Raw genomic sequence first — 21,918 nt, 5'->3', positions numbered from 1 at the left:
CGCGTACCGGCCGAATACCGAACGCCACGATCCAAGCCGGAGATTGCTTTGGCCGAGATTGACCGGGTGATGGCAGCCAACGTGCGCTTCGGGTGTGTGCTGGCGGATGCAGGATATGCCAAGGAGACGATGATGCGAGCGTTGGCTGCGACCCGTAAGCGGCATGCACATCTCTTGGCACAGAAGGAGCTCGATCAGCAGAATGCTGATGGAGCAGCATCACCTCGAGACGAAGCGCAGACCTCCCCAATTTCGAAGACTGGCGTCCGATCTCAAGGATAGACTTCGCGCTTCGTTGAACGCTGCACAAGGCAAGCGGGGTTCTGCGATTGTTGATCCCGCAAGCGACGTCACGGCTGCGGTGGGAAGCTTCAGACGGCGTTCATCCGCTCAATTCGTATTTTGATAAGTTGAGCGACGTTCAACGCGCGACGACTTTCATCTGCCGTCGACCAAAAACGAAACCAGCACAGAATTTCCAAATGCGAGGCAAACGGAATTTCCAAATGCGTTGGAAATTCTGCTTTGAGCAAGGCCATTTTCGTAACAAAATCAGGGCATTGGCTCTGGCTGGGGCGGGACCAATCACACCCCGCAAAATACTACACTATGTCAAAGGGTTGCGAGGAGCGTGCAACCTTTTTGACTCTTTTGACGCATCCGATTCGATCTAAGTCAAGAGTTCCACTCGCCAGCTCCCCACCTCATTTCGAGTCTACGGCTCAGGTCTGAATGTCGATGGTGGGGTCATCCCGCGTCGAAAATTTCCCCACGAGATACTGCTCGTCATCTAGGTCGGGCGCGATCATGGCAGTAGCGTATATGATCTGGTGCTCGACGGCAGACCTGTTGGATGCCGCCAGTATTTGATTTTGGAAGTTATGACTCCGCTCGGGCTCCATGCCCTTATCTTCGATTGTATCGAGCATAAGGAAGCGCGGATGACGAAATTGTGGGTCTTTGGTAGCCGCAGCAAAGAATCCGAGAAAAAAGCTGCTCCTTAGGATGGCGCGTGAACTGGCGGAAAAATAGGAGTGCCCATCCACGGTTATCCTGTTGGTGGCAAAATCGAACTGGACGTGCTTGGCGGCTTCAAAGGAGTCTTGACGACGAAGATCGTGATGCAAAAGGTCACGTACTTGATCAGCGATCAATGTGTAAGCGTGCTCTAGCCGCCGTTGCTGAGATGCGCGGAGTCTTTCATTGTCCGACCTGAGCCGAACAATGGCATCATTCAAGCTGTTTTTTTCGTTGGAGAGCTTATCCACTAGCTGAATAATATGAGCCTTCTCGTTGAGGTCTTCTATTTGCCTATCGAGATATCCCGACCGCCGCTGCAAGCCGCGCAGTGCTTCACGGGCATCGGAGGAAGGTAGACGTTGAAGTGAGGCAAGCTCCCTAGAACTCACGGACCACTCTGATTCTAACGTCTCCAGCCGCTTCTTAAACTCCTCAATCCGCTCCTGCCTGTTCTTTTGCAGGAGGCGTGACTGCTTCAGTTGCAACGCCGTATCGTTGATCATGGAGACGATACGGTCCGAAGGTCGCGCAGAACCGAATGGTGTACGGCATAGATGACATGACGACGCCGAATGGGAGGAGTCCTCACTAACGCTCGCAAAGCATGCGGGGCAGATACTGAACCGGACGTCACCGATGTGGCGCGCCGTCAAATTGGCATCGGTGAGCGCACTGATCTTCTGCTCCAACGTCGCAATGAACTGGGCCGAATCATTTATTGCGAGCAATAGCGCATCACGCTGCTGACGAACCGATCCGAGGTCACTTTGAAGCGCTTGAGTCCTCAGGTAGGCCGCTTCCTGTGATTTGAGTGTAAGTTCATCTTCCTTGCCGCTTGCGTACAACTGGCGTTCAGCAGCCTCGATCTCCTTTTGCAGCGCGGCACTCTCCACCTCGATATTACGCCGCTGCGCATCCAGCCACGCTAATGTGAGGCTATGCGTTGTATTTCCAAGGACGGCAAATAGGCTTCGTAACTCAGCGCTCTTCGTCGAATTGTTTGTCCAATTCTCGGAGTTTGACTTCGTTCTCGTAGAGCGCCGCCTCATAAGCGCCTGCCAGCAATCGACCGATTGCATCTCGCAAAGCTGGCGGGTCGAACTTAGACTCGTATCGGAATATGTTCTCCACCGGGCTGAGTTGATCCGAATAGAGTAAGCGTAGAATTTGATGGATCGTGAGGTTGCCGGAGACATCACTCGCGACCTCCGGAATACCAAGTAGACGAAATAGCGCTTGAGAAAAACTCTCCTGACTAGCCGAACGACGGTAAGGATATCGCGTCCAATCGGCGCGCGGCGCTGATTGGCTTGCCTCGAAATCACCGCCGAATATGTCCATCGGCTGCCCATGCTGCGTAGAAATATCGCGACTTAGAGTGGCGACGAAACCATTCAGCGACACCTCGATCAGCACACGCGAGCAGAGTGCTGCTACCTCGCTCCAATCTGCGAGATCGCCTCCCAATCCGTAGTATATGAAATTTAAGACGGTTGACTTGCCAGACGAGTTCTCGCCACGAATTACATTGACGCCCGCATGGAAGCGCTCGCTATAAACGGCCTTTCCATTTCGTTCCACAACTACGCGCTTGACGATGAGTGTCGGGCTATACCGCATCATGACGATATTCCAGCAAACCGGTGCGAGCTTTCAAACCATCCGAACCGGACAATTCGTACTCTGAGGCAAGCACGCTAAGAAAACCCTCTAATTCTTCGTCTTCCTTATGAAGCTCTCGGAGTCGGTCGAGCAATTCTGGCGCGACTGCTCCATCTGCCGCACCAACTTCGTTGAACTGCCACCGCGCGGGTGAGAAGATATTGTGCTCAGCTAAGGTGTCTAAAGCGGCGACCTGAATGGGTTGCATTCTGGAGAACAATGACCGGCTATCCGGCTGCTCACCGTATGGCTTCACGGACTTGTACTGTTCTGCGAGCTTTCGAAAGCGTCTGTGCTTTGGCATCAACCGTATCTCGTCGATGCGAAATGGAAACAATTGGTAGAAATCCAAAATCCTGACGTGATCTCGATGGAGCGGCCCATAACGAGCGACAGTCGGCCTCAACCGCAGCAAGCGAAAAGCCGTGTGGTATGGATCAAGTGCCGGTTCATAGGTGAGCTGGATCACTTGTGCCACCGAATGAAGCATTGCTCGGCCAACCAATACAGCATCCCCATGGCCGTTCCATGGTTCAGAACGAAAACGTCAACTCCAATTTCATCGATAATTGTTTGCACTATTCGGTCGTGAACGAGCTGGTCTATGTCCGAGGGAGGCAATGAAGGAATTTTTGGATGCACGAAGTGATTGAACTCGAACTCAGCTTTAGCCAGCAGGTATGCGAATATCTCTTGCGCAGATGCGTACAAAGACCATTGCTGGAGGAGTTTCGCGAACTGCTCCTTTTTGTCCAGCGCTGACCACAACTGGTCCTCGCGGTCAGCAACCTTCAGCTTCGCTTCTAGCCCCTCAACTCCATCAATCGACCGACGAACTTGAAAGCACGCCAAGGCATCGACTGTATGCTGCGCATGGACGTTGAGCTGTATCTCTGCCTGCAATTTTCGAATCAACTTTTCCACCACCCCCGACGGGATCGGGTTGGGATAGTGGTGGTGCTCGATCTTGTCCCTTGCGACGATATCGCCGCCTGCGCTGGAACCGCTCTGGTCAACGACCGAGCCCGTAGCATGGTACGGGACTAGCTGACCGCCATTTCCTTCGTCGGCCAACTTCAGCTTCTCTTATCGCGGCCAACAATATCGCCACCGGCAACGGACCCGCTCTGATCCAACAGGGCACCGCCATTGCTGGCGCGCTTTGTGCTCGTCATCCGATAGGTAATAAACGATCCTGTTATTCCACCACCTGCGAGACCGGCCAGAAAACTCCAAATCGCGGCGGCATGTTGCGCAATAAATTCGCCCACTGTTTCCCCCCGAACAACCGAGGGCAGAATGCTCACTTAGACGGCAAAACGCAAGTCAGAGTTGTACCCCTTACAAGCCCGTTCACGCCTCTTTGGACATTCAGACCCGGCAAGCCTGACGCAAATGCGAGATCGACGCCTCATCGCGAAAGACGAATTTCATTTGGTGCCCTTGGTCAACAAGTCGATCACTGAAACTCTGAGAGCATCGGCGAACACTTCGAGCGTGCTCAATGTCACGTTTCTTTCGCCCCGTTCGACTGAACCCACGTAGGTCCTGTGGAGACCACAGACGTCAGCCAAGGCTTCTTGGGACAGCCCCTTCGCGCGTCGCAGACGAATCACATTCTGCGCCAAGATTCGCGTGAGCGCGGGACTCGGCTTGCGAAGCTGCTTAGAGGGCATGCCGTCATCCACAAGAAGAATGAGCGACATGCTTGTGGAGATGATGCCTTTGAATCTACAGACTATGAGTAGCTAAATGATGGGTGATTCTTGGCATGACGCACGCGCGCAAACTGCGACGCTCCCCACCCGTGCCATCGGCCGGGTTGACGTTTTTCACTCGCAAAGAAGCCGCTCGCGAATTGCGGATTTCACTTGCCACGCTGGATCGCATAATCGGGCGAGGTCAGTTGAAGGCCAAAAAGCATGGCCATTCCACGTTTGTAATGGCCACGGAGGTCAAGCGTTACATCGAGAATTGGCCCGACGTTGAACCGCGCGCCGAAATGAACAGCGGTAGTTGATGTCTCGCAAAGGTCGTCACTTCCAGACCATTCGAAGTTGGATCGCATGATCGCACGCGATGAATTGCGGACGAGAAAGCACGGCCGCCAACAGTGGTGATGCGAAGCGACATCGAGCGAAAGCAGTATTCAAAACCGCGCACACAACGCTGCGCGCATCGATGTGTTTGTGAGGTTCGATTGGCGTAGCGAGCAATCGAACCATCGCTTTTCGACTGCAAGTCGTGCTACGATTATGTCGGGCCGAGGCGGTCGACTATTCCTTCTAAGTAATTGATTTAATTGAATAATTTCTGGCTGGGGCGGGAGGGATCGAACCTCCGAATGGCGGAATCAAAATCCGCTGCCTTACCGCTTGGCTACGCCCCAACAGGCGACCGACGGAACGGCGGAAGAACTGGCTACCGCAGATTCCCTTGGTCGCAGCCGGTCTATAGGGAGAGAAGCGGCATTTCAACCGCCTGGAGGGGCAAAATACCACGGTCTCGGGATCGGCCGGGTCACACCTTATTATATGATGACAGGCCCGGCGATGGCACCCGTTCCGGGCCGGCACTGTCCTGGCGTCCCGCCCATTGAGACCTCCCCCGTTTCATGGGAGTAGGGCGCCAATACCTGTCCACGGGAGTGAGCCATGACCTATCGCGCGCCGATCTCTGACATGCTGCTGTCGCTCAACCATGGCGCCGGCCTGAAGGCGGCCGTGGAGGCCGGCCATTACGGCGATTTCGACGCCGACATCGCCAGCGCCGTACTCGAGGAAGCCGGCAAGTTCGCGACCGACGTGCTGGCCCCGCTCAACCACGTCGGCGACGAGCACGGCATCAAGCTCGACGGAGGCAAGGTCACGACCGCCCCGGGCTGGCCCGACGCCTACAAGCGCTGGACCGAGGGCGGCTGGAACGCGGTCTCCGGCCCCGAGGATTTTGGCGGCCAGGGCCTGCCGCTCGCGATCAACGCCGCCTGCACCGAGATCTGGAGCGCCTCGAACGTCGCCTTCGGCCTCTGCCCGCTGCTGACGGCCTCCGCGATCGAGGCACTGGATGCCCATGGCAGCGACGAGCTGAAGACGATCTATCTCGAGAAGCTCGTCTCCGGCGAGTGGACCGGCACGATGCAGCTCACAGAGCCGCAGGCCGGCTCCGACGTCGGCGCGCTGCGCACCCGCGCCGAGCGGCAGGCCGACGGCACCTACCGCATCAAGGGGACGAAGATCTTCATCACCTATGGCGAGCACGACATGACCGACAACATCGTGCATTTCGTGCTCGCGCGTCTTCCGGACGCGCCCGCCGGCACCAAGGGAATTTCTCTCTTTCTTGTTCCCAAATTCATGGTCAATGCCGACGGCTCGCTCGGCGCACGCAACGACATCTTCGCGAGCGGCGTCGAGCACAAGCTCGGCATGCATGCCTCCCCAACCTGCACCATGACCATGGGCGATCATGGCGGCGCCATCGGGTTTCTGATCGGCGAAGAGAACCAGGGCATGCGCTGCATGTTTACGATGATGAACCAGGCCCGCCTCGGCGTCGGTCTCGAAGGCGTCGGCGTCGCCGATCGCGCCTATCAGCAAGCCCTTGCTTATGCGCAGGAGCGCAAGCAGGGCCGCGCCATCGGCAAGAAAGGCGACGGTTCGGACGCGATCTTCGTCCATCCCGACGTCAAGCGCATGCTGATGCGGATGCGGGCGCAGACCGCCGCCGCGCGCACCATCTGCTATGCGACCGCCGTCGCGCTCGACGTCTCAATACGCGCCCAGGACCCCAAGGTCCGTGCTGATGCTGCGGCGCGCGCGGCGCTGCTGACGCCGATGGCAAAAGCCTATTCAACCGACGTCGGCAACGAGGTCGCCTATCTCGGCGTGCAGGTGCATGGCGGCATGGGTTTCATCGAGGAGACCGGCGCTGCGCAGCACTATCGCGACGCCCGCATCACCGCGATCTACGAAGGCACCAACGGCATCCAGGCGATCGACCTCGTCACACGCAAGCTCGCGGCCAACGGTGGCGCTTCGGTGTGGGCGCTGCTCGACGAACTCTCGGCAACCGTCAAACAGGTCGAAGCCTCCAACGATCCCGGCTTCGGTACCACGGGCACAAAGCTGCGCGAGGCGCTGGAGGCGTTGACGCGCACCAGCAAATGGCTTCTGGAGCGCGTCGCCTCCGCGCCGAACGAGGCGCTTGCAGGCGCGACGCCATATCTTCAGCAGTTCGGCGCCACGCTCGGCGGCTGCATGCTGGCCTCCGAAGCGCTGGCCGCCAAGGCCGACGGCAACACGGACGCCTCGCGCTACGTCTCGCTCGCGCGCTTCTTCGCCGAGAACATCACGGTGCAGGCCGGCGCGCTCGAGCGCACGGTGACGGAAAGCGCGGAGTCGGTCGCAGCGGCGGATGCTGTGCTGTTGGGGTAAGCGGCTGTGTGTCCCGGACGCGCTGCAACGCGTAGCATTGCTGCGCAGAGCCGGGACCCATGCCAAAACGATTGATCGTGGCAAGATGGGCCCCGGCTCTGCAGCGCACCGCTTAGCGCTGCGCTGCGTCCGGGGCACGAGCTGGTAATCCGGGTTGACAGGGCTACGACGCTGCAAGCTTCGCACGCCTCCGCGGCCACCACAGCACGATCTCCGTCGCCACGAGATCGAGCGCGACGCAGAGCGCAAACGCCGTCGTGTAGTTGCCGGTGAGGCCGCGCAAGAGGCCGACGATACCGCTGATTGACATGCCCGGCCCCATCGCGGCGGCGCAGGCCGTGCGGCCGATCTTGCGCCGGAGCGGGCTCGTGCTCTGAACCAGAACGAACAGAATACGCCGTGGCGGCGGCGCCATGCGCCGGGATCAGGGGCATCGTCATCGAAACGGAGGAGCGAGCGGATTGGCACGCCTGCAAGATCATGTAGGCTCAGCCTTGCGAGACTCGCCCACGGCAAGCGTCGCGGCGAACGCAGGGGGTCCTTATGCCGAATGGCAATATCGTCGTCACCGAAGAGCGCGGAACGCGCGTGATCACCCTGCGCCGCCCGGGCAAGAAGAACGCGATCACACAGGACATGTATCGGGAGATGAGCCGCGCGATCGACACCGCGCAGAACAATCCCGACATCCGCTGCATGATCATCACCGGCGGCTCCGGCGTGTTCACCGCCGGCGACGACATCGACGATTTCATGCAGGCCGAGCCGAATTCCGAGACATTGTCGGACGGCGCCAAGTTTCTCTATTCGCTCGCCCTCAACGTCAAGCCGATCATCGCGGCGGTCGACGGCGCGTCGATCGGCATAGGCACCGTGATGCTGTTCCACTGCGACTACGTGCTCGCCTCGAACGCTGCGACCTTTTCCGCACCCTATATCCATCTCGGCCTCGTGCCGGTCGGCGCCGGCAGCCTCTTGATGCCGAATGCGATGGGCTACCAGCGCGCCTTTGCGATGCTGGTGATGGGACGGACCTTCACCGCCGCGGAGGCGCACGCGGCGGGCTTCGTCAACACCGTGGTCTCGCCGGGACATACCGAGGTCGAGGCACGCAAGGTGGCGCGCGAGATCTGCCGGCTGCCCGCCGAGGCCGTCGCAACCTCGCGCAAGTTGCTGCGCGCCTCGCCGGAGGAGTTGACCCGACGTATCGACCAGGAAGTCCATCTGTTCGGCGAGCGATTGAAATCGGGCGAAGCCATCGCCGCGTTCAACGCATTTGCGAACAGGAAAAAGCGGTGATGCGCTAGGCAGCGTCAGTCCACCGCCGTCATTTCGGGGCGCACGAAGCGCGAACTATGATGCGCAATTGCGCATCGGAGAATCGATTCATCCACCAACCCTGTGGCCCACTGGATTCCGGGCTCGAGACTTCGTCGCGCCCCGGAATGACGGATACGAAAACAAGCTTCGTGAAATCTTCGCGCGGAACGACTAGTCTTGTTCCATGCGACACCTTCTCCGCCTGACCGCCTTCACCTTGGCACTCGCCACCCTCCCCGCCTTTGCCCAGACGACCGCTCCCGTCGAGCTGCGCATCCTCGCGATCAACGATTTCCACGGCAATCTGCGCCCGCCGCCGGGCGGTATCCGGATCGGCGACCCCGAGGACAAGACCAAGAAAGTAACGGTGGCAGCCGGCGGGGCCGAGTACATGGCGACACTGGTGAAGCAGCTGCGCGAGGGGCACAAGAACACGATCTTCGTTGCCGCCGGCGACCTGATCGGGGCGAGCCCGTTCCTGTCGGCGATGTTTCACGACGAGCCCTCGATCGAGTCGCTCTCGATGATGGGGCTTGCGATCACTTCGGTCGGCAATCACGAATTCGACGAGGGCAAGACCGAGCTGCTGCGGATGCAGAATGGCGGCTGCCATCCGGTCGACGGCTGCCAGGGACCGTACCCCTTCACCGGCGCCAGATTCCGCTATCTCGCCGCTTCCACCATCGAGACGGCGACCGGCAAGAGCGTGCTGCCGCCCCATGAGATCCGGGAGTTCGACGGCATCCCCGTCGCCTTCATCGGGCTGACCTTGAAGGAAACCGCCGGCATCGTCTCGCCCGCCGGTATCGCCGGCCTCGAATTCCGCGACGAAGCCGAGACGGTGAACGCGCTGGTGCCGCAGCTGAAGACGCGTGGCGTCGAAGCGATCGTCGTGCTCATCCATCAGGGTGGCGAGCCAACCGGCGACTACAATGAATGCCCGGGGATTACGGGGCCGATCGTCGACATCGTGAAGAGATTCGACCCCGCCGTCGACGTCGTCGTCAGCGGACACACCCACCGCGCCTATGTTTGCGATATCGACGGGCGGCTCGTCACCAGCGGCGACAAATACGGCACGCTGGTCACGGCGATCGATCTCAAGCTCGATCCGGTAACGCGTGACATCGTCGGCGCCAGGGGCGAGAACGTCATCGTCGCCAACGCCTCGCTGGCGAAGGACCCCGAGCAGACCGCGCTGATCGAGGCCTACGACAAGGTCTCCGCGCCGATTGCCAATCGACCGGCCGGATCGGTGACGCAGACGCTGTCGCGCGTCCCAAACGAAGCGGGCGAAAGCGCGCTCGGCGACGTCATTGCGGATGCGCAGCTTGCCGCGACCAAGGACGCCAAGGACGGCAGCGCCGTTATCGCACTCACCAATCCCGGCGGCATTCGCACCGATATCGTTCCGAAGGAGAACGGTGCAGTGTCCTTCGGCGACGTGTTCGCGAGCCAGCCGTTCCGCAACCGCCTCGTCACCATGACGCTCACAGGCAGCCAGCTCAAGGACATGCTGGAGCAGCAATGGCTCGACCCGAAGCGGCCGCGGATCCTCCAGGTGTCGAACGGGTTCAGCTATACCTGGGACGCGTCGAAGCCATTCGGCGAACGCGTCATCGCCGACAAGATGACGCTCAACGGCGGGCCGCTCGAGCCTGGAAGCGGCTACCGCGTCACTTTCAACGATTACCTCGCGGTCGGCGGCGACGGTTTCACGGTCGCCAAACAGGGCACGGCGCCGCTATATGGCGGCTACGACGCGGACGCGTTGTTCGCGTTCTTCCGGGCGCACGGACCGATCGGTCCACTGCCACCGAACCGCATCCTGCGCGTGAATTGATCCGGATCAAACGGGGCCGGAACGGGACAGTCCCTTTGCCATTCCCATCCAAGCGCATAGATTGGGTTTGCGTTTTGGCGCCGGATGCGCCAAGCGACGTCAAGAGCCCGTTCCCTGTGAGGCCGACCTGATGAGCACGCTTCTCCTCTCCCACAAGGCCTGCCTCGACCATGTCACGCCGCCGGGACATCCCGAGCGGCCGGATCGCCTGCGCGCGGTGGAGGAAGCGCTGTCGCATGAGCGCTTCCAGTATCTGGTGCGCGACCAGGCGCCGGAGGGCGATCTCGATCTCGTCACGCTGTGCCACAACGAGCATTACGTCACCGAACTGCGTCACATCGCGCCGACCAGCGGACAGATCTATATCGACGGCGACACCTCGATGTCGCCGGGCACGTGGGAAGCGGTGATGCGCGGCGTCGGCGGCGCTATCGCGGCGACCGAAGCGGTGATGGCGGGCGAGCATCGCAACGCCTTCGTCGCGGTGCGCCCGCCCGGCCATCACGCCGAGATCGGCAAGCCGATGGGCTTCTGCTTCTTCGACAATGTCGCGATCGCCGCGCGCCACGCGCAGCGCAAATACGGCATCAAACGTGCGGCCATCGTCGATTTCGACGTGCATCACGGCAACGGCACGCAGGACATCTTCTGGTCGGACCCGACGGTGATGTACTGCTCGACCCATCAGATGCCGCTGTTTCCGGGCACCGGCGCACGCAGCGAGCGCGGCGACCACGACACCATCGTCAACGCGCCGCTCGCCTCAGAGGACGGCGGGCCGGAATTCCGCTCCGCGTTCGAGGACCTGATCCTGCCGCAACTGACGAAGTTCAGCCCCGAGCTTGTCATCATCTCCGCGGGCTTCGATGCGCATTACCGCGATCCGCTGGCCTCGCTGAACCTGCGCGCGGAGGACTACGCCTGGGTGACGCGCAAGTTGATGGATCTTGCCGACAAGACCGCCGGGGGCCGCGTTGTTTCGGTGCTCGAGGGGGGCTATGACCTGCAAGGACTGAAAGAATCTGTTACGGCGCATGTCGGCGCCCTGATGGGCGCCTGACGACACCCGCCACATTGCGCCCTGTTTTCTCGTCGAGAAAAGCGAACCGGGCAATCGGAAACGGATATGGCCGAAAACACCCAAGTCGACGTCTCCAGGCTCACTTTCGAGCGCGCGATCGAGGAACTCGAGACGATCGTGAAGCGGCTCGAGGACGGCAAGGTGCCGCTCGAAGAGTCCGTGACGATCTACGAGCGCGGCGAAGCCCTGAAGCGCCGCTGCGAGGAGCTGCTGCGCCAGGCCGAGGCGCGCGTCGACAAGATCACCACCGATGCCAGCGGCCAGGCCGCCGGAACCGCGCCGCTCGACGTGCAGTAAGGGTCGGGCCTTCAAAGCCGCCCGTTTCGGGCATCGACAGCCTGCAATTTTTGCATAATCGCACGCCGCTGTTCCGTTCATCGGGGCCGGGTGACCGGGCGCGAAGATCCGAGAATTTCGGTGTGGCGGCCTTTCAGCCGCGCGAATCCGGCCAAAACGGCCCTCCCTCTCGCCCAAAACCCTGCGGAGGAGCCGGGCAAGACTGGAACCCTTCCGGCGACGCCACGATTAACCAATCTGGCCCGCTGGTTGCAGCTGCATGCCCGTTATCGGTCCGGCGGGTTGGCTTTGGGCGAAGCTTTGGTGTAAAGCTGCGCAGAGTGTGGCTTTTTGTAAGCCTTGCGTGGGCAGAGATACCTACGACAAGCGCTTCAAACTGCTAATGAAATTGGCTGGGACGGACGAAGCCGATCTAAGTGACAGGGATCACAGAGACTGAACCGGAGCGTACTTAAGCTCACCTAAGCTTGAAGACGGGGCTTTGCCCCATGCAGGTGGCTCCGACGGTTTAAGGACTCGCGCTGCGCCGATATTGTGCAAACCCATCGCGCACCGGAACGACCTTCCGGCGCTGACAAATTGGAAATCGCCGTGAACGCATACAGTAAAACGCCGCTTCTTGACACCATCCAGACGCCGGATGACCTGCGCAAGCTCAACATCGAGCAGGTTCGCCAGGTCGCCGACGAGCTGCGGCAGGAGACCATCGATGCCGTCTCTGTGACCGGCGGTCACTTCGGGGCAGGTCTCGGCGTGGTCGAGCTCACCACCGCGATCCATTACGTCTTCGACACGCCGCGCGACCGGCTGATCTGGGACGTCGGCCACCAGGCCTATCCGCACAAGATCCTCACCGGCCGGCGCGACCGCATCCGCACGCTGCGCACCGGCGGCGGCCTGTCCGGCTTCACCAAGCGCAGCGAGAGCGATTACGATCCGTTCGGCGCAGCGCATTCCTCGACCTCGATCTCAGCCGGCCTCGGCATGGCCGTGGCGCGCGACCTCTCCGGCGGCAAGAACAACGTTATCGCTGTGATCGGTGACGGCGCGATGTCGGCAGGCATGGCCTATGAGGCCATGAACAACGCGGGTGCGATGAACTCGCGCCTGATTGTCATCCTCAACGACAACGACATGTCGATTGCGCCGCCGGTCGGCGCGATGAGCGCGTATCTGTCGCGGCTCTACTCCGGCAAGACCTACCGCACGCTGCGCGATGCGGCCAAGCAGATCAACAAGCGTCTGCCCAAGATTATCGCCAACCGCGCCAATCGCGTCGAGGAATATTCCCGCGGCTTCATGATGGACGGCGGTACGCTGTTCGAAGAGCTCGGCTTCTATTACGTCGGCCCGATCGACGGCCATAACCTCGACCATCTGCTGCCCGTGCTGAAGAACGTGCGCGACATGGAGACCGGCCCGATCCTGGTCCATGTCGTGACGCAGAAGGGCAAGGGCTATGGCCCGGCGGAAGCTTCCGCCGACAAGTACCATGCAGTCGTCAAGTTCGACGTCGCGACCGGCACCCAGGCCAAGGCCAAGCCGAATGCGCCGGCCTACCAGAACGTGTTCGGCCAGAGCCTCGTCAAGGAAGCGCAGAAGGACGACAAGATCGTCGCCATCACCGCGGCAATGCCGTCCGGCACCGGCGTCGACATCTTCAACAAGGCGTTCCCGGACCGCACCTTCGACGTCGGCATCGCCGAGCAGCACGCGGTGACGTTCGCCGCCGGTCTTGCGACCGAAGGCTACAAGCCGTTCTGCGCGATCTACTCGACCTTCCTGCAGCGCGGCTACGACCAGATCGTGCATGACGTCGCGATCCAGAACCTGCCGGTCCGCTTCGCCATCGACCGTGCCGGCCTTGTCGGCGCCGACGGCGCGACCCATGCCGGCTCGTTCGACAACGCCTATCTCGGCTGTCTGCCGAACATGGTGATCATGGCGGCGGCCGACGAAGCCGAGCTCGTGCACATGGTGGCGACCCAGGTCGCGATCGACGACCGTCCGAGCTCACTGCGCTATCCGCGCGGCGAAGGCCGCGGTGTCGAGATGCCCGAAGTCGGCATTCCGCTCGAGATCGGCAAGGGCCGCGTGATCCGCCAGGGCAGCAAGATCGCCCTGCTCTCCTTCGGCACGCGCCTCGCCGAATGCGAGAAAGCGGCCGACGAGCTCGCAGCCCATGGCCTTTCGACCACGATCGCGGACGCGCGCTTCATGAAGCCGCTGGACACCGAGCTGGTGCTGAAGCTCGCCCGTGACCACGAGATCCTGATCACGATCGAGGAAGGCTCGGTCGGCGGCTTCGGCTCGCATGTCGCGCAGTTCCTGACCGATCAGGGCGTGCTCGACAGCGGCATGGTCAAGTTCCGCTCGATGGTGCTGCCCGACGTGTTCCAGGACCACGACACGCCGAACGCGATGTACGCCCGCGCCGGCCTCGACGCCAAGGGCATCGTCGCCAAGGTGTTCGAAGCCCTCGGCAAGGACGCCAAGACCGAGACGGTCAAGCTCGCCTGACGGCGAGCTTCGGCCTTCGGCGAAGCGACACCACGTCCATGAAAATCTATCTGGCAGGCCCCGACGTGTTCCTGCCGGATGCGGTTGAGATCGGCCGGCGCAAGGCCGCGATCTGCGCCGCGCACGGGCTCACCGGCCTCTATCCCCTCGACAACGAGATCGACCTCACCGCGCCTGACGCCTCGCGTCAGATCTTCTGCGGCAACGAGGCAATGATGGACGAGGCCGATGCCATCATCGCCAATCTCACCCCGTTCCGCGGGGCCGGCGCGGATCCTGGCACTGTCTACGAGCTCGGCTACATGGCCGGTCGCCGAAAGGTCTGCCTCGCCTATTCCAACGACGGCAGCAACTACGCTGACCGCCTCGGCCGCCTTGTGAATGTCACGTCCGAAGGCGGGCGGCTGGTCGACGCGCAGGGGCTGACCGTCGAGGACTTTGGCCTTGTCGACAATCTCATGATGATCCACGCGCTGGAGCTGCATGGCTGCCCGCTGGTGACGCCGGCCACGATGCCGGCTGACGTCTGGCATGACCTGGCCGCGTTCGAGGCTTGCGTCCGGATGGCAGCCGCGCGATTGATTGCTACATAAGCGCATCAGTCGTCTGATGAGAACGTGATGTCCCCTTCCCGCAAGCGCGCGGATATTCTGCTGGTCGAGCGCGGCCTGTTCGAGAGCCGGGCGCGTGCGCGCGCGGCGATCGAAGCCGGCCTCGTCACGGCCGATGACAAGCTGGTTTCAAAGCCGTCGGAGACGATCGCCGAGGACGCGGTGATCCAGGCCGAACCTGCGCACCCCTATGTCTCCCGCGGTGGCGTCAAGCTCGCGGGCGCGCTGGAGCGCTATCCGATCGAGATCGAGGATCATGTCTGCCTCGACGTCGGCGCTTCCACCGGCGGCTTCACCGAGGTGCTGCTGGCGAACGGCGCGAACCTGGTGTTCGCAATCGATGTCGGCACCAGCCAGTTGCATCCATCGCTGCGCGGGCATCCGAAGATCGTGTCGATGGAGGAAACCGACATCCGCAGCTATGACGGCAAGCGTCTGCCGGCGAGGCCCGATATCGTCGTGATCGATGTCAGCTTCATCTCGCTGAAGATCGTGCTGCCGGTTGCGCTCTCGCTTGCCGCGGCGCCGATGAGCTTGCTGGCGCTGATCAAGCCGCAATTCGAGGCCGAGCGGAAGCACAACAAGAAGGGGATCATCCGCGACGCCGCCGTCCACCAGGAGATCTGCGACGACATCGCGGCCTTTGCAGCCTCGCTCGGCTGCACCGACATCGAAGTGTTCCCCTCCCCGATCACGGGCGGCGACGGCAACGTCGAGTTCTTCCTGGGCGCGCGCCGTGGTTGAGCGCCTGAAGATCGATCATGTCGGCCATCGCGGCGATGGCGTCTCGCTCGCTACGGGCGATGCGATCTACGTGCCCTATGCGCTCGGCGGCGAAACCGTCGAGGTCGACCATGTCGCGGGCAATCATCCTGATCGCCGCAAGCTGCTCGCAGTCGACGTCGCAAGTCCCGAGCGCGTCGAGCCGTTCTGCCCGCATTTCGGCGTCTGCGGCGGCTGCGCGATCCAGCACTGGGCGGCAGAGCCGTATCACGCCTGGAAGCGCGGCATCGTCGTGGAGACACTGGCGCAGGCCGGCATCGATTGCGAGGTCGCGCCGCTGGTCGATGCCCATGGTATGGGGCGCCGGCGCGTCACGCTGCACGGACGGTTCGGCACACATAACGTCCTCAAGGTCGGCTTCTCGGCGACGAGTTCGCACGACGTCATCCCGATCCATCGCTGCCCCATCCTCGATCCCGCGCTCGACGGTGCGATCGATGCCGCCTGGGCGCTTGCCGAGCCTCTGACGTCCCGGATGCCGGTGACGAAACCACTGGACATCCAGGTCACCGCCACCGTCAACGGCCTCGATGTCGACGTGCGCGGCTCCGGTCCGCTGCCGACGCCGCTGGTCACGGCGCTGTCGCGCGTTGCCGAACAGCATCGCCTGGCGCGGCTGACGCGGCATGGCGAGCTGGTGCTGCAACGCCTGGCGCCGACGGTGCAGATGGGCCGCGCCGAAGTGACGCTGCCGCCGGGATCGTTCCTGCAAGCGACGATGGCGGGCGAGGAGACGCTTGCGGCTCTCGTCGCTGAGCGCGTCGGCAAGGCCAAGGAAGTCGCCGACCTCTTCTGCGGCGTCGGCCCGTTCGCGCTCCGGCTCGCCGAGAAGGCCCGCATCACCGCCTATGACAGCGACGCCGGTGCGGTCGCCGCGCTCGCGAAAGCAGCGCGTACGCCGGGCCTCAAGCCGATCAAGGCCGAGCCACGCGACCTGTTCCGCCGTCCCCTGGTGCCGCAGGAGCTGCGCGATGTCGACGCCGTGGTGTTCGATCCCCCGCGCCAGGGCGCGCAGGCGCAGGCATTGAAGCTTGCCGCGAGCAAGGTGCCGGTCGTGATCGCGGTCTCCTGCAACACCGCAACCTTCGCCCGCGATGCGCGGCTGTTGATCGACGGCGGCTACAGGATCGACACAGTGGTGCCGGTGGACCAGTTCCGGCACACGCCGCATGTCGAGCTGGTGGCGCGGTTTACGCGGTAGGCCCTCAGCGTCCCCCGGGACGGCCCGACCGCGAATTCCGAATTGAGCCGGCGGCGCCATCCAACCTTGATTCCGGTCAATCGCTCTGGCGTCCGGTCGCGCTAAAGGCGTCCAGGGCAATGGGGCGTGGAGCGAAAGCTTGTGGTTGACCGACGACAGTTCATCGCGACCGCACTCGGGTTGTCCGCTTCTGCCATCAGCGGTCTCCCTGCCGCAGCAGCGACGATGACCTACGACGAGGCGGTGAATACGTCACGGGCTCCGCTGCAGGCTGCGCCGCGAGATCGCGAGCTCGTGCGTTTTGCGACGCTCGCGGCCAACAGCCACAACATCCAGCCGTGGATTTTCTTCGCCCGCGGCAACGAAATCACGATTGCGCCCGACTTCGCGCGCCGATGTCCGGCCGTCGATCCCGACGATCATCACCTCTTCGTCAGTCTCGGTTGCGCCGCCGAAAACCTCATCCTCGCAGCGTCCGCGCTGGGCTGGCGCGCCAACCCGGTCATCGACGGCGACCGGATCGTGATCACCCTCGAGGAAGCCCCGCCGGCGGAATCGGCGCTGGCCGGTGCAATTCCCGTCAGGCAGTGCACCCGTGCGGTCTTCGACGGCAGGCCGGCCGCGCCCGAGATCTTGCGTCAGCTCGAGAGCGCCTGCCGCGAACCGAACGTCGCGGCGATCCTGATGACCGAACGCGGCGAGATCGCGAAGGTCACCGACTACGTGCTCGAAGGCAATTCAGCGCAAATGCACGACAAGGCCTTCATGAGCGAGCTCGTAAGCTGGATCCGTTTCAACGAGGCCGAGGCGCTCGCGACCATGGACGGGCTGTTCTCGCCGGCCTCGGGAAATCCATCCCTCCCTACATGGGTCGCGCGGCCGCTCCTGAGGTTCTTCTTCACCGAAGGCGGGGAGAATAGAAAATACCACGAGGAGCTCGACAGCTCTGCGGGCATCGTCGTGCTTGCAGCCGATCGCAGCGACAAATCGCACTGGATCGCGGTCGGTCGCGCCTGCCAGCGCTTCGGCTTGCAGGCGACCGCGCTGGGGCTCAAATATTCTTTCGTCAACCAGCCGGTCGAGGTGGCAGCACTGCGGCCGCAATTCGCGACCTCGCTCGGACTCGGCGAACGGCGCCCCGATATCGTGATGCGTTTCGGAGCCGGCCCGAATCTGCCGAAATCGCTGCGGCGTCCCCCGGAATTGGTGACGCAGCTCTAGCGCCGAAGGCCGCTGAGCGCCGGCGACTCGCCGGGCAGCATCGACGAGTTAATGTCGCTGTCCATGCGCCCGGATTGCTGCTGGGTGAACCCGGCGCCGAACGACAGGCTGAGGTTGGAGGTCGGCTTGAACTCGACACCCGCGAACGCGCCATAACCGGGTGCGGCGCTGGAGGTGAGCGGCGCGAGCGAGCTGCCAATGCCGTTGCCATATTTCAGCGTGTCGAAGCCGGCAAAGAACGTGACGGGCATTCCGCCCGCAGTCTTGTAGTTGTAGCCGAACTGCGTGCTGTCATAAGAGAGCGCGCTGAAATTGCCGGCCGGCGCGGTCTGGCCGAAGCCGCTCAGACCAAAATTGCCGCGCTCGCTTCCGACGAAGAAGCCAGGGCGAAAATTGTAGTCTGCATCGCCGCCATTGAAGCTCGGAAAGTTGCCGTAGCTGTCGGAGCTCTGGCTGACGCTGCCGCCAAAGCCGAACGGCCCACCCGGAATCCAATACCTCAGGGGTGCCACCTGCGCATGAGCCGGCGCTCCACCGAGGCAAAGCACGGCGAAGAAAGTTGCGAGACCGCAAGAACTTGCAAGGCTGGACATTCAGGTGACCATCAAGAGCTTCGGAAACTATACGCTGCGGACAGCGCAAATGCCAGCGACGCGGCGCCGGGCATCGCGGCATCGAGTTCCAGGATCACCTGATCCTGACGCGTTGAACCTCCCGCACCCGGGATCGACCCACGTAGAGGACGCGCAAGCGCGAGCCGTCACTTCGATTGTGATCGGCCGGCGCGGTCCCGTAGCGCGCAATTTGAACAGACCTTTGAAAATTCCCAATATTGCATGGAGGCTGTCATGGAGATCAATTCCGACAGGTTGAATGCCTTTATGGGCAAGATGGTCACCGAGTTTGGCGCGGCGATGAATGCATCGCTGGTGCTGCTTGGAGACAAGCTCGGTCTCTACCGCGCCCTTGCTACAAAAGGACCGATGAGCTCCTCTGAGCTCGCGAGCGCCACCGGAACGACGGAGCGCTATGTCCGCGAATGGCTCGCGAGCCAGGCGGCGTCCGGCTACATCGAATACGATTCCGCTTCGGGCAAATTCTCGATGCTGCCGGAGCAGGCGATGGCGCTCGCCGACGAGGATAGCCCGGTTTTCCTCGGAGCGTTCGGCAACGTCATCGCTTCGACCTTTCTCGACGAACCGAAGATTTCGGACGCATTCAAGTCCGGCAAGGGTGTCGGCTGGAACCGGCGCAGCGAGTGCCTGTTCTGTGGCACGGCCCGCTTCTTCCGCACCGGCTACATGCATCATCTGGTGCAGGAGTGGCTGCCCGCGCTCGACGGCGTCGTGGACAAGCTCAGGCGTGGAGCCAAGGTCGCCGATGTCGGCTGCGGACACGGTGTCTCGACACGGCTGATGGCGGCGGCCTTCCCCAATTCCCGCTTCTACGGCTTCGACTATCACGAGGGCTCGATCGAGGCGGCGCGAAAGGCAGCCGCCGAGGCAAAGCTGGGCGATCGCGTCAGCTTCGCGGTTCACACGGCCAAGACATATCCGGCCGAGGACTACGATCTCGTCTGCTTCTTCGATTGCCTGCACGATATGGGCGATCCCGTCGGCGCCATTAGCCATGTGCGGCAAACCATGGCAAAGGACGGCACCTGCATGTTGGTCGAGCCGTTCGCAGGCGACCGCCTCGAAGACAATCTCAACCCGGTCGGGCGCGTCTATTACGCGGCATCGACCATGATCTGCACGCCGGCATCGCTCGATCAGGAGGTCGGCCTCGCGCTCGGCGCGCAAGCCGGCGAGGCACGGCTGCGCAAGGTTGCGAGCGAGGGTGGCCTGACGCGCTTCCGCCGCGCCGCCGAAACACCGTTCAACCTGATCCTGGAGGCACGGATCTGACCTCCATCACGCCGGGCGCGCGGACGCGGCATGCGGCTATGCCGATGCAGCAGCCGCGCCCGGCGCTGACATCCTTGCCTCGCTTGCGCCGCAACGTAAGCTGGCGTGAACAAGGCGGCGCGAGTCCGCCGACATGGGAGGATGATCATGAAATATCTTGGTCTGGCGCTGGCTGTGCTGTTCGCTGTGACGATCTCGGGTGCAGGCCGCGCCGCCGAGCCGACGCGCTTCGTGCCGCTAAAGCCGGACGAACTCACGCCGCCGCAGAAGGAGTGGGCGGATGCGATCGCGGTGCCACCGCGCAACGCCAAATTCACCAACCCGCCCTACCGCGCCTATATCCGCAACCCCGAGCTAGCGCCAAAGCTCTCGGCGATGTCGAATTATCTGCGCTGGAATTCGTCGCTGCCGGCTCGCTTGAGCGAATTCGCCATCCTGATCACCGCACGGCAGTGGACGGCGCAGTATGAGTGGTTTGCGCATTATCCGCTCGCCATGAAGGCCGGGCTCGATCCAGAGGTCGCCAAGGCCGTCGCGAATGGCGTGCGGCCACAGGCGATGAAGGATGACGAAGCCGCGCTCTACGACCTCGCGATGGCGCTCTATCGCGACAAGAAAGTGTCCGACGACGTCTTTCGGGCGGCGCAGCAAAAGTTTGGCGAACGCGGCATCATGGATATCATCGGCCTGATCGGCTATTACGATCTCGTCTCGATGACGTTGATCACGATGGAGGCGGAGGCGCCGAATGACAGCGTGCCGCCGCTGCCGCCCCTCGCCGCCAAGTAGAGAGAGCACACTGTTGGCTCTGAATTGAGAATGGGCTGGGGAGCGCATTCCATGACCGTCATTGCGAGCGCAGAGAAGCACTCTAGACTGCGGCTGCGAAGAGACACTGGAGTCGCGGGCGAAAGCGCGTCTCAGCGTCCCCAGCGGTCGGACCAGATCTTCTCGCCGATCATGCAATTGATGCGCGGCTCCTTGTCGGCAACCCGCATCACGGGGCGCTCCGGCGTGCGGCCCGCAACCTCCATCAGCAGCTTGGTGCGGATCGCTTCCTTGAACTTGTCGCGATCCTTGATCGAGATGACGAAGGAGCCGGGACCGCCGGCGACGCAGTCCTCATAGTAATAGTCGAGATTGTCGATATCCATCGTCGAATAGGACGGCTCCTTGACCATGATCGGCAGGCCGTTGATGACGATGCCCTTCTCGAGCGCGGCGTCGCGCGCCACCGTGACCGGGCCGCCATTGTTATTGGGACCATCACCGGAAATGTCGATGACGCGGCGCAAGCCGCGATAGGGATCCTCGTCGAACAGCGGCATCGCGAAAGTGATCGCGCCGGAGATCGAGGTGCGCGAGGCGCGCCGGATCGGCGTCTTCATGATTTCGGCTGCGACCGCATCCGCGGTCTCCGGTCCGTCGATCAGCCGCCAGGGAATGATGATCTTCTGGTCGCTGGAGGCCGCCCATTCGAAATAGGTCACCGCGATCCGGCCGTTGGGCCCGAGCTTCAGCGCTTGCAGGAACTCGTTCGACTGGATCGCCTGCGCATAACCTTCGCGCTGGATCGCGAGCTCGTCCATGTCCATGGAGTAGGAGACGTCAACCGCGAGGATCAGCTCGACGTCGACCGTCTGCGCATCCTTGTCGGCTGCTGGCAGCGGCTGATACCTGGGCGATTCGAATTTGGGCCCTAGTGCCGCGATGCCCGCGACGTCCCCTCCGGCGAACATGCCGGCCACCAGCACAGCCCCGATCGAGAACAGCAAGCGCATCGCAGCCTCCCGTCGTATGACGCGATGGTGACATGCAATCGCCTTGCCGCAAAGTGCGAAGATCGCCTGTGCTTCACATTCGAGTTAGGAATTTGCGCGCTTGCGCAAAGATGCCGCGGTGTCGCCACCGTCGCGCCGCTGGAACAAGAGCGTTCAACACGCTCTGTCATTCCGGGGCTCGCGAAGCGAGAACCCAGATACGTAAATTCCACATCAGAGAGAGACCACTCAAGAAAGA

22 protein-coding genes, 1 tRNA gene and 2 pseudogenes are annotated in these 21,918 nt (G+C 62.2%); 14 read left to right on the top strand and 11 right to left on the bottom strand.

The annotated features are described in order from the left end of the window. Positions 1 to 138 (top strand): annotated as a pseudogene (locus AC629_RS50620) (transposase); the annotation flags it as partial. A gap of 233 nt (positions 139 to 371) precedes the next feature. On the opposite strand, the gene AC629_RS46930 reads toward AC629_RS50620, so the two are convergent. The 7 genes from AC629_RS46930 to AC629_RS20385 form a co-directional block, all read right to left on the bottom strand. Further along, positions 372 to 533 (bottom strand): hypothetical protein, encoded by a 162-nt coding sequence (locus tag AC629_RS46930; protein ID WP_168195537.1) that lies wholly within the window; start codon positions 531 to 533, stop codon positions 372 to 374. Between the two features lie 189 nt (positions 534 to 722). Continuing rightward, positions 723 to 1,913, bottom strand: coding sequence for a hypothetical protein (locus AC629_RS20410; RefSeq protein WP_084806797.1), 1,191 nt, complete (start codon positions 1,911 to 1,913; stop codon positions 723 to 725). Positions 1,914 to 1,998: 85 nt separating this feature from the next. Beyond that, positions 1,999 to 2,643, bottom strand: coding sequence for an ATP-binding protein (locus AC629_RS20405; protein WP_084806796.1), 645 nt, complete (start codon positions 2,641 to 2,643; stop codon positions 1,999 to 2,001). Further along, positions 2,630 to 3,151, bottom strand: coding sequence for an ABC-three component system middle component 5 (locus AC629_RS20400; RefSeq protein ID WP_084806795.1), 522 nt, complete (start codon positions 3,149 to 3,151; stop codon positions 2,630 to 2,632). Before AC629_RS20400 ends, AC629_RS20405 begins: the two co-directional genes overlap by 14 nt. Next, a complete protein-coding gene (locus AC629_RS20395; RefSeq protein WP_084806794.1) occupies positions 3,148 to 3,756 on the bottom strand; it encodes an ABC-three component system protein in 609 nt (202 codons plus the stop codon). The genes AC629_RS20400 and AC629_RS20395 overlap by 4 nt, the downstream gene beginning before the upstream one ends. A 2-nt stretch (positions 3,757 to 3,758) precedes the next feature. Continuing rightward, the gene (locus AC629_RS20390) at positions 3,759 to 3,953 is read right to left on the bottom strand and encodes a hypothetical protein (protein WP_210419070.1); all 195 of its coding nucleotides are present in this window, start codon (positions 3,951 to 3,953) and stop codon (positions 3,759 to 3,761) included. A 159-nt stretch (positions 3,954 to 4,112) separates the two neighbouring features. Further along, a complete protein-coding gene (locus AC629_RS20385) occupies positions 4,113 to 4,388 on the bottom strand; it encodes a helix-turn-helix domain-containing protein (protein WP_349531140.1) in 276 nt (91 codons plus the stop codon). Positions 4,389 to 4,453: 65 nt separating this feature from the next. On the opposite strand from AC629_RS20385, the gene AC629_RS50615 reads away from it, so the two are divergent. Continuing rightward, positions 4,454 to 4,702, top strand: coding sequence for a helix-turn-helix domain-containing protein (locus tag AC629_RS50615; RefSeq protein ID WP_502693036.1), 249 nt, complete (start codon positions 4,454 to 4,456; stop codon positions 4,700 to 4,702). A gap of 294 nt (positions 4,703 to 4,996) precedes the next feature. On the opposite strand, the gene AC629_RS20380 is transcribed toward AC629_RS50615, so the two are convergent. Further along, positions 4,997 to 5,071 (bottom strand) — tRNA-Gln (locus AC629_RS20380). A 265-nt stretch (positions 5,072 to 5,336) separates the two neighbouring features. On the opposite strand from AC629_RS20380, the gene AC629_RS20375 reads away from it, so the two are divergent. After that, on the top strand, positions 5,337 to 7,115 hold the full coding sequence (locus AC629_RS20375; protein ID WP_084806793.1) for an acyl-CoA dehydrogenase family protein: 1,779 nt from the start codon (positions 5,337 to 5,339) through the stop codon (positions 7,113 to 7,115). Between the two features lie 163 nt (positions 7,116 to 7,278). Here the strand turns inward: AC629_RS20375 and AC629_RS20370 are convergent. Next, positions 7,279 to 7,506, bottom strand: a pseudogene (locus AC629_RS20370) (MFS transporter); the annotation flags it as partial. A gap of 152 nt (positions 7,507 to 7,658) precedes the next feature. Between AC629_RS20370 and AC629_RS20365 the strand changes: the two are divergent. From AC629_RS20365 to AC629_RS20325, 9 genes are all read left to right on the top strand, one after another. Beyond that, positions 7,659 to 8,414 carry an enoyl-CoA hydratase-related protein gene (locus AC629_RS20365; RefSeq protein WP_084806792.1) on the top strand — a complete coding sequence of 252 codons (756 nt, stop codon included), beginning with the start codon at positions 7,659 to 7,661 and terminating at the stop codon, positions 8,412 to 8,414. Between the two features lie 205 nt (positions 8,415 to 8,619). Beyond that, positions 8,620 to 10,278 carry a bifunctional metallophosphatase/5'-nucleotidase gene (locus tag AC629_RS20360; RefSeq protein ID WP_084806791.1) on the top strand — a complete coding sequence of 553 codons (1,659 nt, stop codon included), beginning with the start codon at positions 8,620 to 8,622 and terminating at the stop codon, positions 10,276 to 10,278. A 130-nt stretch (positions 10,279 to 10,408) separates the two neighbouring features. Further along, positions 10,409 to 11,338, top strand: coding sequence for a histone deacetylase family protein (locus AC629_RS20355; RefSeq protein WP_084806790.1), 930 nt, complete (start codon positions 10,409 to 10,411; stop codon positions 11,336 to 11,338). A gap of 66 nt (positions 11,339 to 11,404) precedes the next feature. After that, positions 11,405 to 11,656: an exodeoxyribonuclease VII small subunit gene (locus AC629_RS20350; protein ID WP_014497196.1), complete on the top strand. Its 252-nt coding sequence runs from the start codon at positions 11,405 to 11,407 to the stop codon at positions 11,654 to 11,656. Between the two features lie 591 nt (positions 11,657 to 12,247). Further along, positions 12,248 to 14,176 (top strand): 1-deoxy-D-xylulose-5-phosphate synthase, encoded by a 1,929-nt coding sequence (gene dxs, locus AC629_RS20345; RefSeq protein ID WP_084806805.1) that lies wholly within the window; start codon positions 12,248 to 12,250, stop codon positions 14,174 to 14,176. A gap of 38 nt (positions 14,177 to 14,214) precedes the next feature. Next, complete coding sequence (locus tag AC629_RS20340) at positions 14,215 to 14,769, top strand: nucleoside 2-deoxyribosyltransferase (RefSeq protein WP_084806789.1); 555 nt, start codon at positions 14,215 to 14,217, stop codon at positions 14,767 to 14,769. Positions 14,770 to 14,796: 27 nt separating this feature from the next. Beyond that, positions 14,797 to 15,531, top strand: a complete 735-nt coding sequence (locus AC629_RS20335; RefSeq protein ID WP_084806788.1) for a TlyA family RNA methyltransferase — start codon at positions 14,797 to 14,799, stop codon at positions 15,529 to 15,531. Further along, positions 15,524 to 16,771, top strand: a complete 1,248-nt coding sequence (locus AC629_RS20330; protein ID WP_084806787.1) for a class I SAM-dependent RNA methyltransferase — start codon at positions 15,524 to 15,526, stop codon at positions 16,769 to 16,771. Before AC629_RS20335 ends, AC629_RS20330 begins: the two co-directional genes overlap by 8 nt. 141 nt (positions 16,772 to 16,912) lie before the next feature. Beyond that, positions 16,913 to 17,992 (top strand): Acg family FMN-binding oxidoreductase, encoded by a 1,080-nt coding sequence (locus tag AC629_RS20325; protein WP_349531138.1) that lies wholly within the window; start codon positions 16,913 to 16,915, stop codon positions 17,990 to 17,992. Here the strand turns inward: AC629_RS20325 and AC629_RS20320 are convergent. Beyond that, entirely contained in the window at positions 17,989 to 18,585 is a 597-nt protein-coding gene (locus AC629_RS20320; protein WP_084806785.1) for a hypothetical protein, read from the bottom strand. The genes AC629_RS20325 and AC629_RS20320 overlap by 4 nt on opposite strands. A 255-nt stretch (positions 18,586 to 18,840) precedes the next feature. On the opposite strand from AC629_RS20320, the gene AC629_RS20315 reads away from it, so the two are divergent. Next, a complete protein-coding gene (locus tag AC629_RS20315) occupies positions 18,841 to 19,899 on the top strand; it encodes a class I SAM-dependent methyltransferase (RefSeq protein WP_084806804.1) in 1,059 nt (352 codons plus the stop codon). A gap of 147 nt (positions 19,900 to 20,046) precedes the next feature. Next, on the top strand, positions 20,047 to 20,688 hold the full coding sequence (locus AC629_RS20310; protein WP_245331930.1) for a carboxymuconolactone decarboxylase family protein: 642 nt from the start codon (positions 20,047 to 20,049) through the stop codon (positions 20,686 to 20,688). Between the two features lie 131 nt (positions 20,689 to 20,819). Here AC629_RS20310 and AC629_RS20305 read toward each other — a convergent pair whose 3' ends face one another. After that, positions 20,820 to 21,680, bottom strand: a complete 861-nt coding sequence (locus AC629_RS20305) for a DUF1194 domain-containing protein (protein ID WP_084806783.1) — start codon at positions 21,678 to 21,680, stop codon at positions 20,820 to 20,822. Positions 21,681 to 21,918: the final 238 nt, after the last annotated feature.

This window comes from Bradyrhizobium sp. NAS80.1 (assembly GCF_001908205.1).
In the GTDB taxonomy this organism is placed as follows: domain Bacteria; phylum Pseudomonadota; class Alphaproteobacteria; order Rhizobiales; family Xanthobacteraceae; genus Bradyrhizobium.
This window is presented reverse-complemented; position numbering and strand designations above follow the sequence as displayed.

Excerpts from the sequence above, each read along its gene's own strand:
- AC629_RS20335 (WP_084806788.1), top strand. The coding sequence starts at position 14,797 with ATGTCCCCTTCCCGCAAGCGCGCGGATATTCTGCTGGTCGAGCGCGGC.
- AC629_RS20315 (WP_084806804.1), top strand. The coding sequence starts at position 18,841 with ATGGAGATCAATTCCGACAGGTTGAATGCCTTTATGGGCAAGATGGTC.
- AC629_RS50615 (WP_502693036.1), top strand. The coding sequence starts at position 4,454 with ATGACGCACGCGCGCAAACTGCGACGCTCCCCACCCGTGCCATCGGCC.
- AC629_RS20310 (WP_245331930.1), top strand. The coding sequence starts at position 20,047 with ATGAAATATCTTGGTCTGGCGCTGGCTGTGCTGTTCGCTGTGACGATC.
- AC629_RS20355 (WP_084806790.1), top strand. The coding sequence starts at position 10,409 with ATGAGCACGCTTCTCCTCTCCCACAAGGCCTGCCTCGACCATGTCACG.
- AC629_RS20360 (WP_084806791.1), top strand. The coding sequence starts at position 8,620 with ATGCGACACCTTCTCCGCCTGACCGCCTTCACCTTGGCACTCGCCACC.
- AC629_RS20305 (WP_084806783.1), bottom strand. The coding sequence starts at position 21,680 with ATGCGCTTGCTGTTCTCGATCGGGGCTGTGCTGGTGGCCGGCATGTTC.
- AC629_RS20340 (WP_084806789.1), top strand. The coding sequence starts at position 14,215 with ATGAAAATCTATCTGGCAGGCCCCGACGTGTTCCTGCCGGATGCGGTT.
- AC629_RS20405 (WP_084806796.1), bottom strand. The coding sequence starts at position 2,643 with ATGATGCGGTATAGCCCGACACTCATCGTCAAGCGCGTAGTTGTGGAA.
- AC629_RS20375 (WP_084806793.1), top strand. The coding sequence starts at position 5,337 with ATGACCTATCGCGCGCCGATCTCTGACATGCTGCTGTCGCTCAACCAT.
- AC629_RS20320 (WP_084806785.1), bottom strand. The coding sequence starts at position 18,585 with ATGTCCAGCCTTGCAAGTTCTTGCGGTCTCGCAACTTTCTTCGCCGTG.
- AC629_RS20365 (WP_084806792.1), top strand. The coding sequence starts at position 7,659 with ATGCCGAATGGCAATATCGTCGTCACCGAAGAGCGCGGAACGCGCGTG.
- AC629_RS20385 (WP_349531140.1), bottom strand. The coding sequence starts at position 4,388 with ATGTCGCTCATTCTTCTTGTGGATGACGGCATGCCCTCTAAGCAGCTT.
- AC629_RS20350 (WP_014497196.1), top strand. The coding sequence starts at position 11,405 with ATGGCCGAAAACACCCAAGTCGACGTCTCCAGGCTCACTTTCGAGCGC.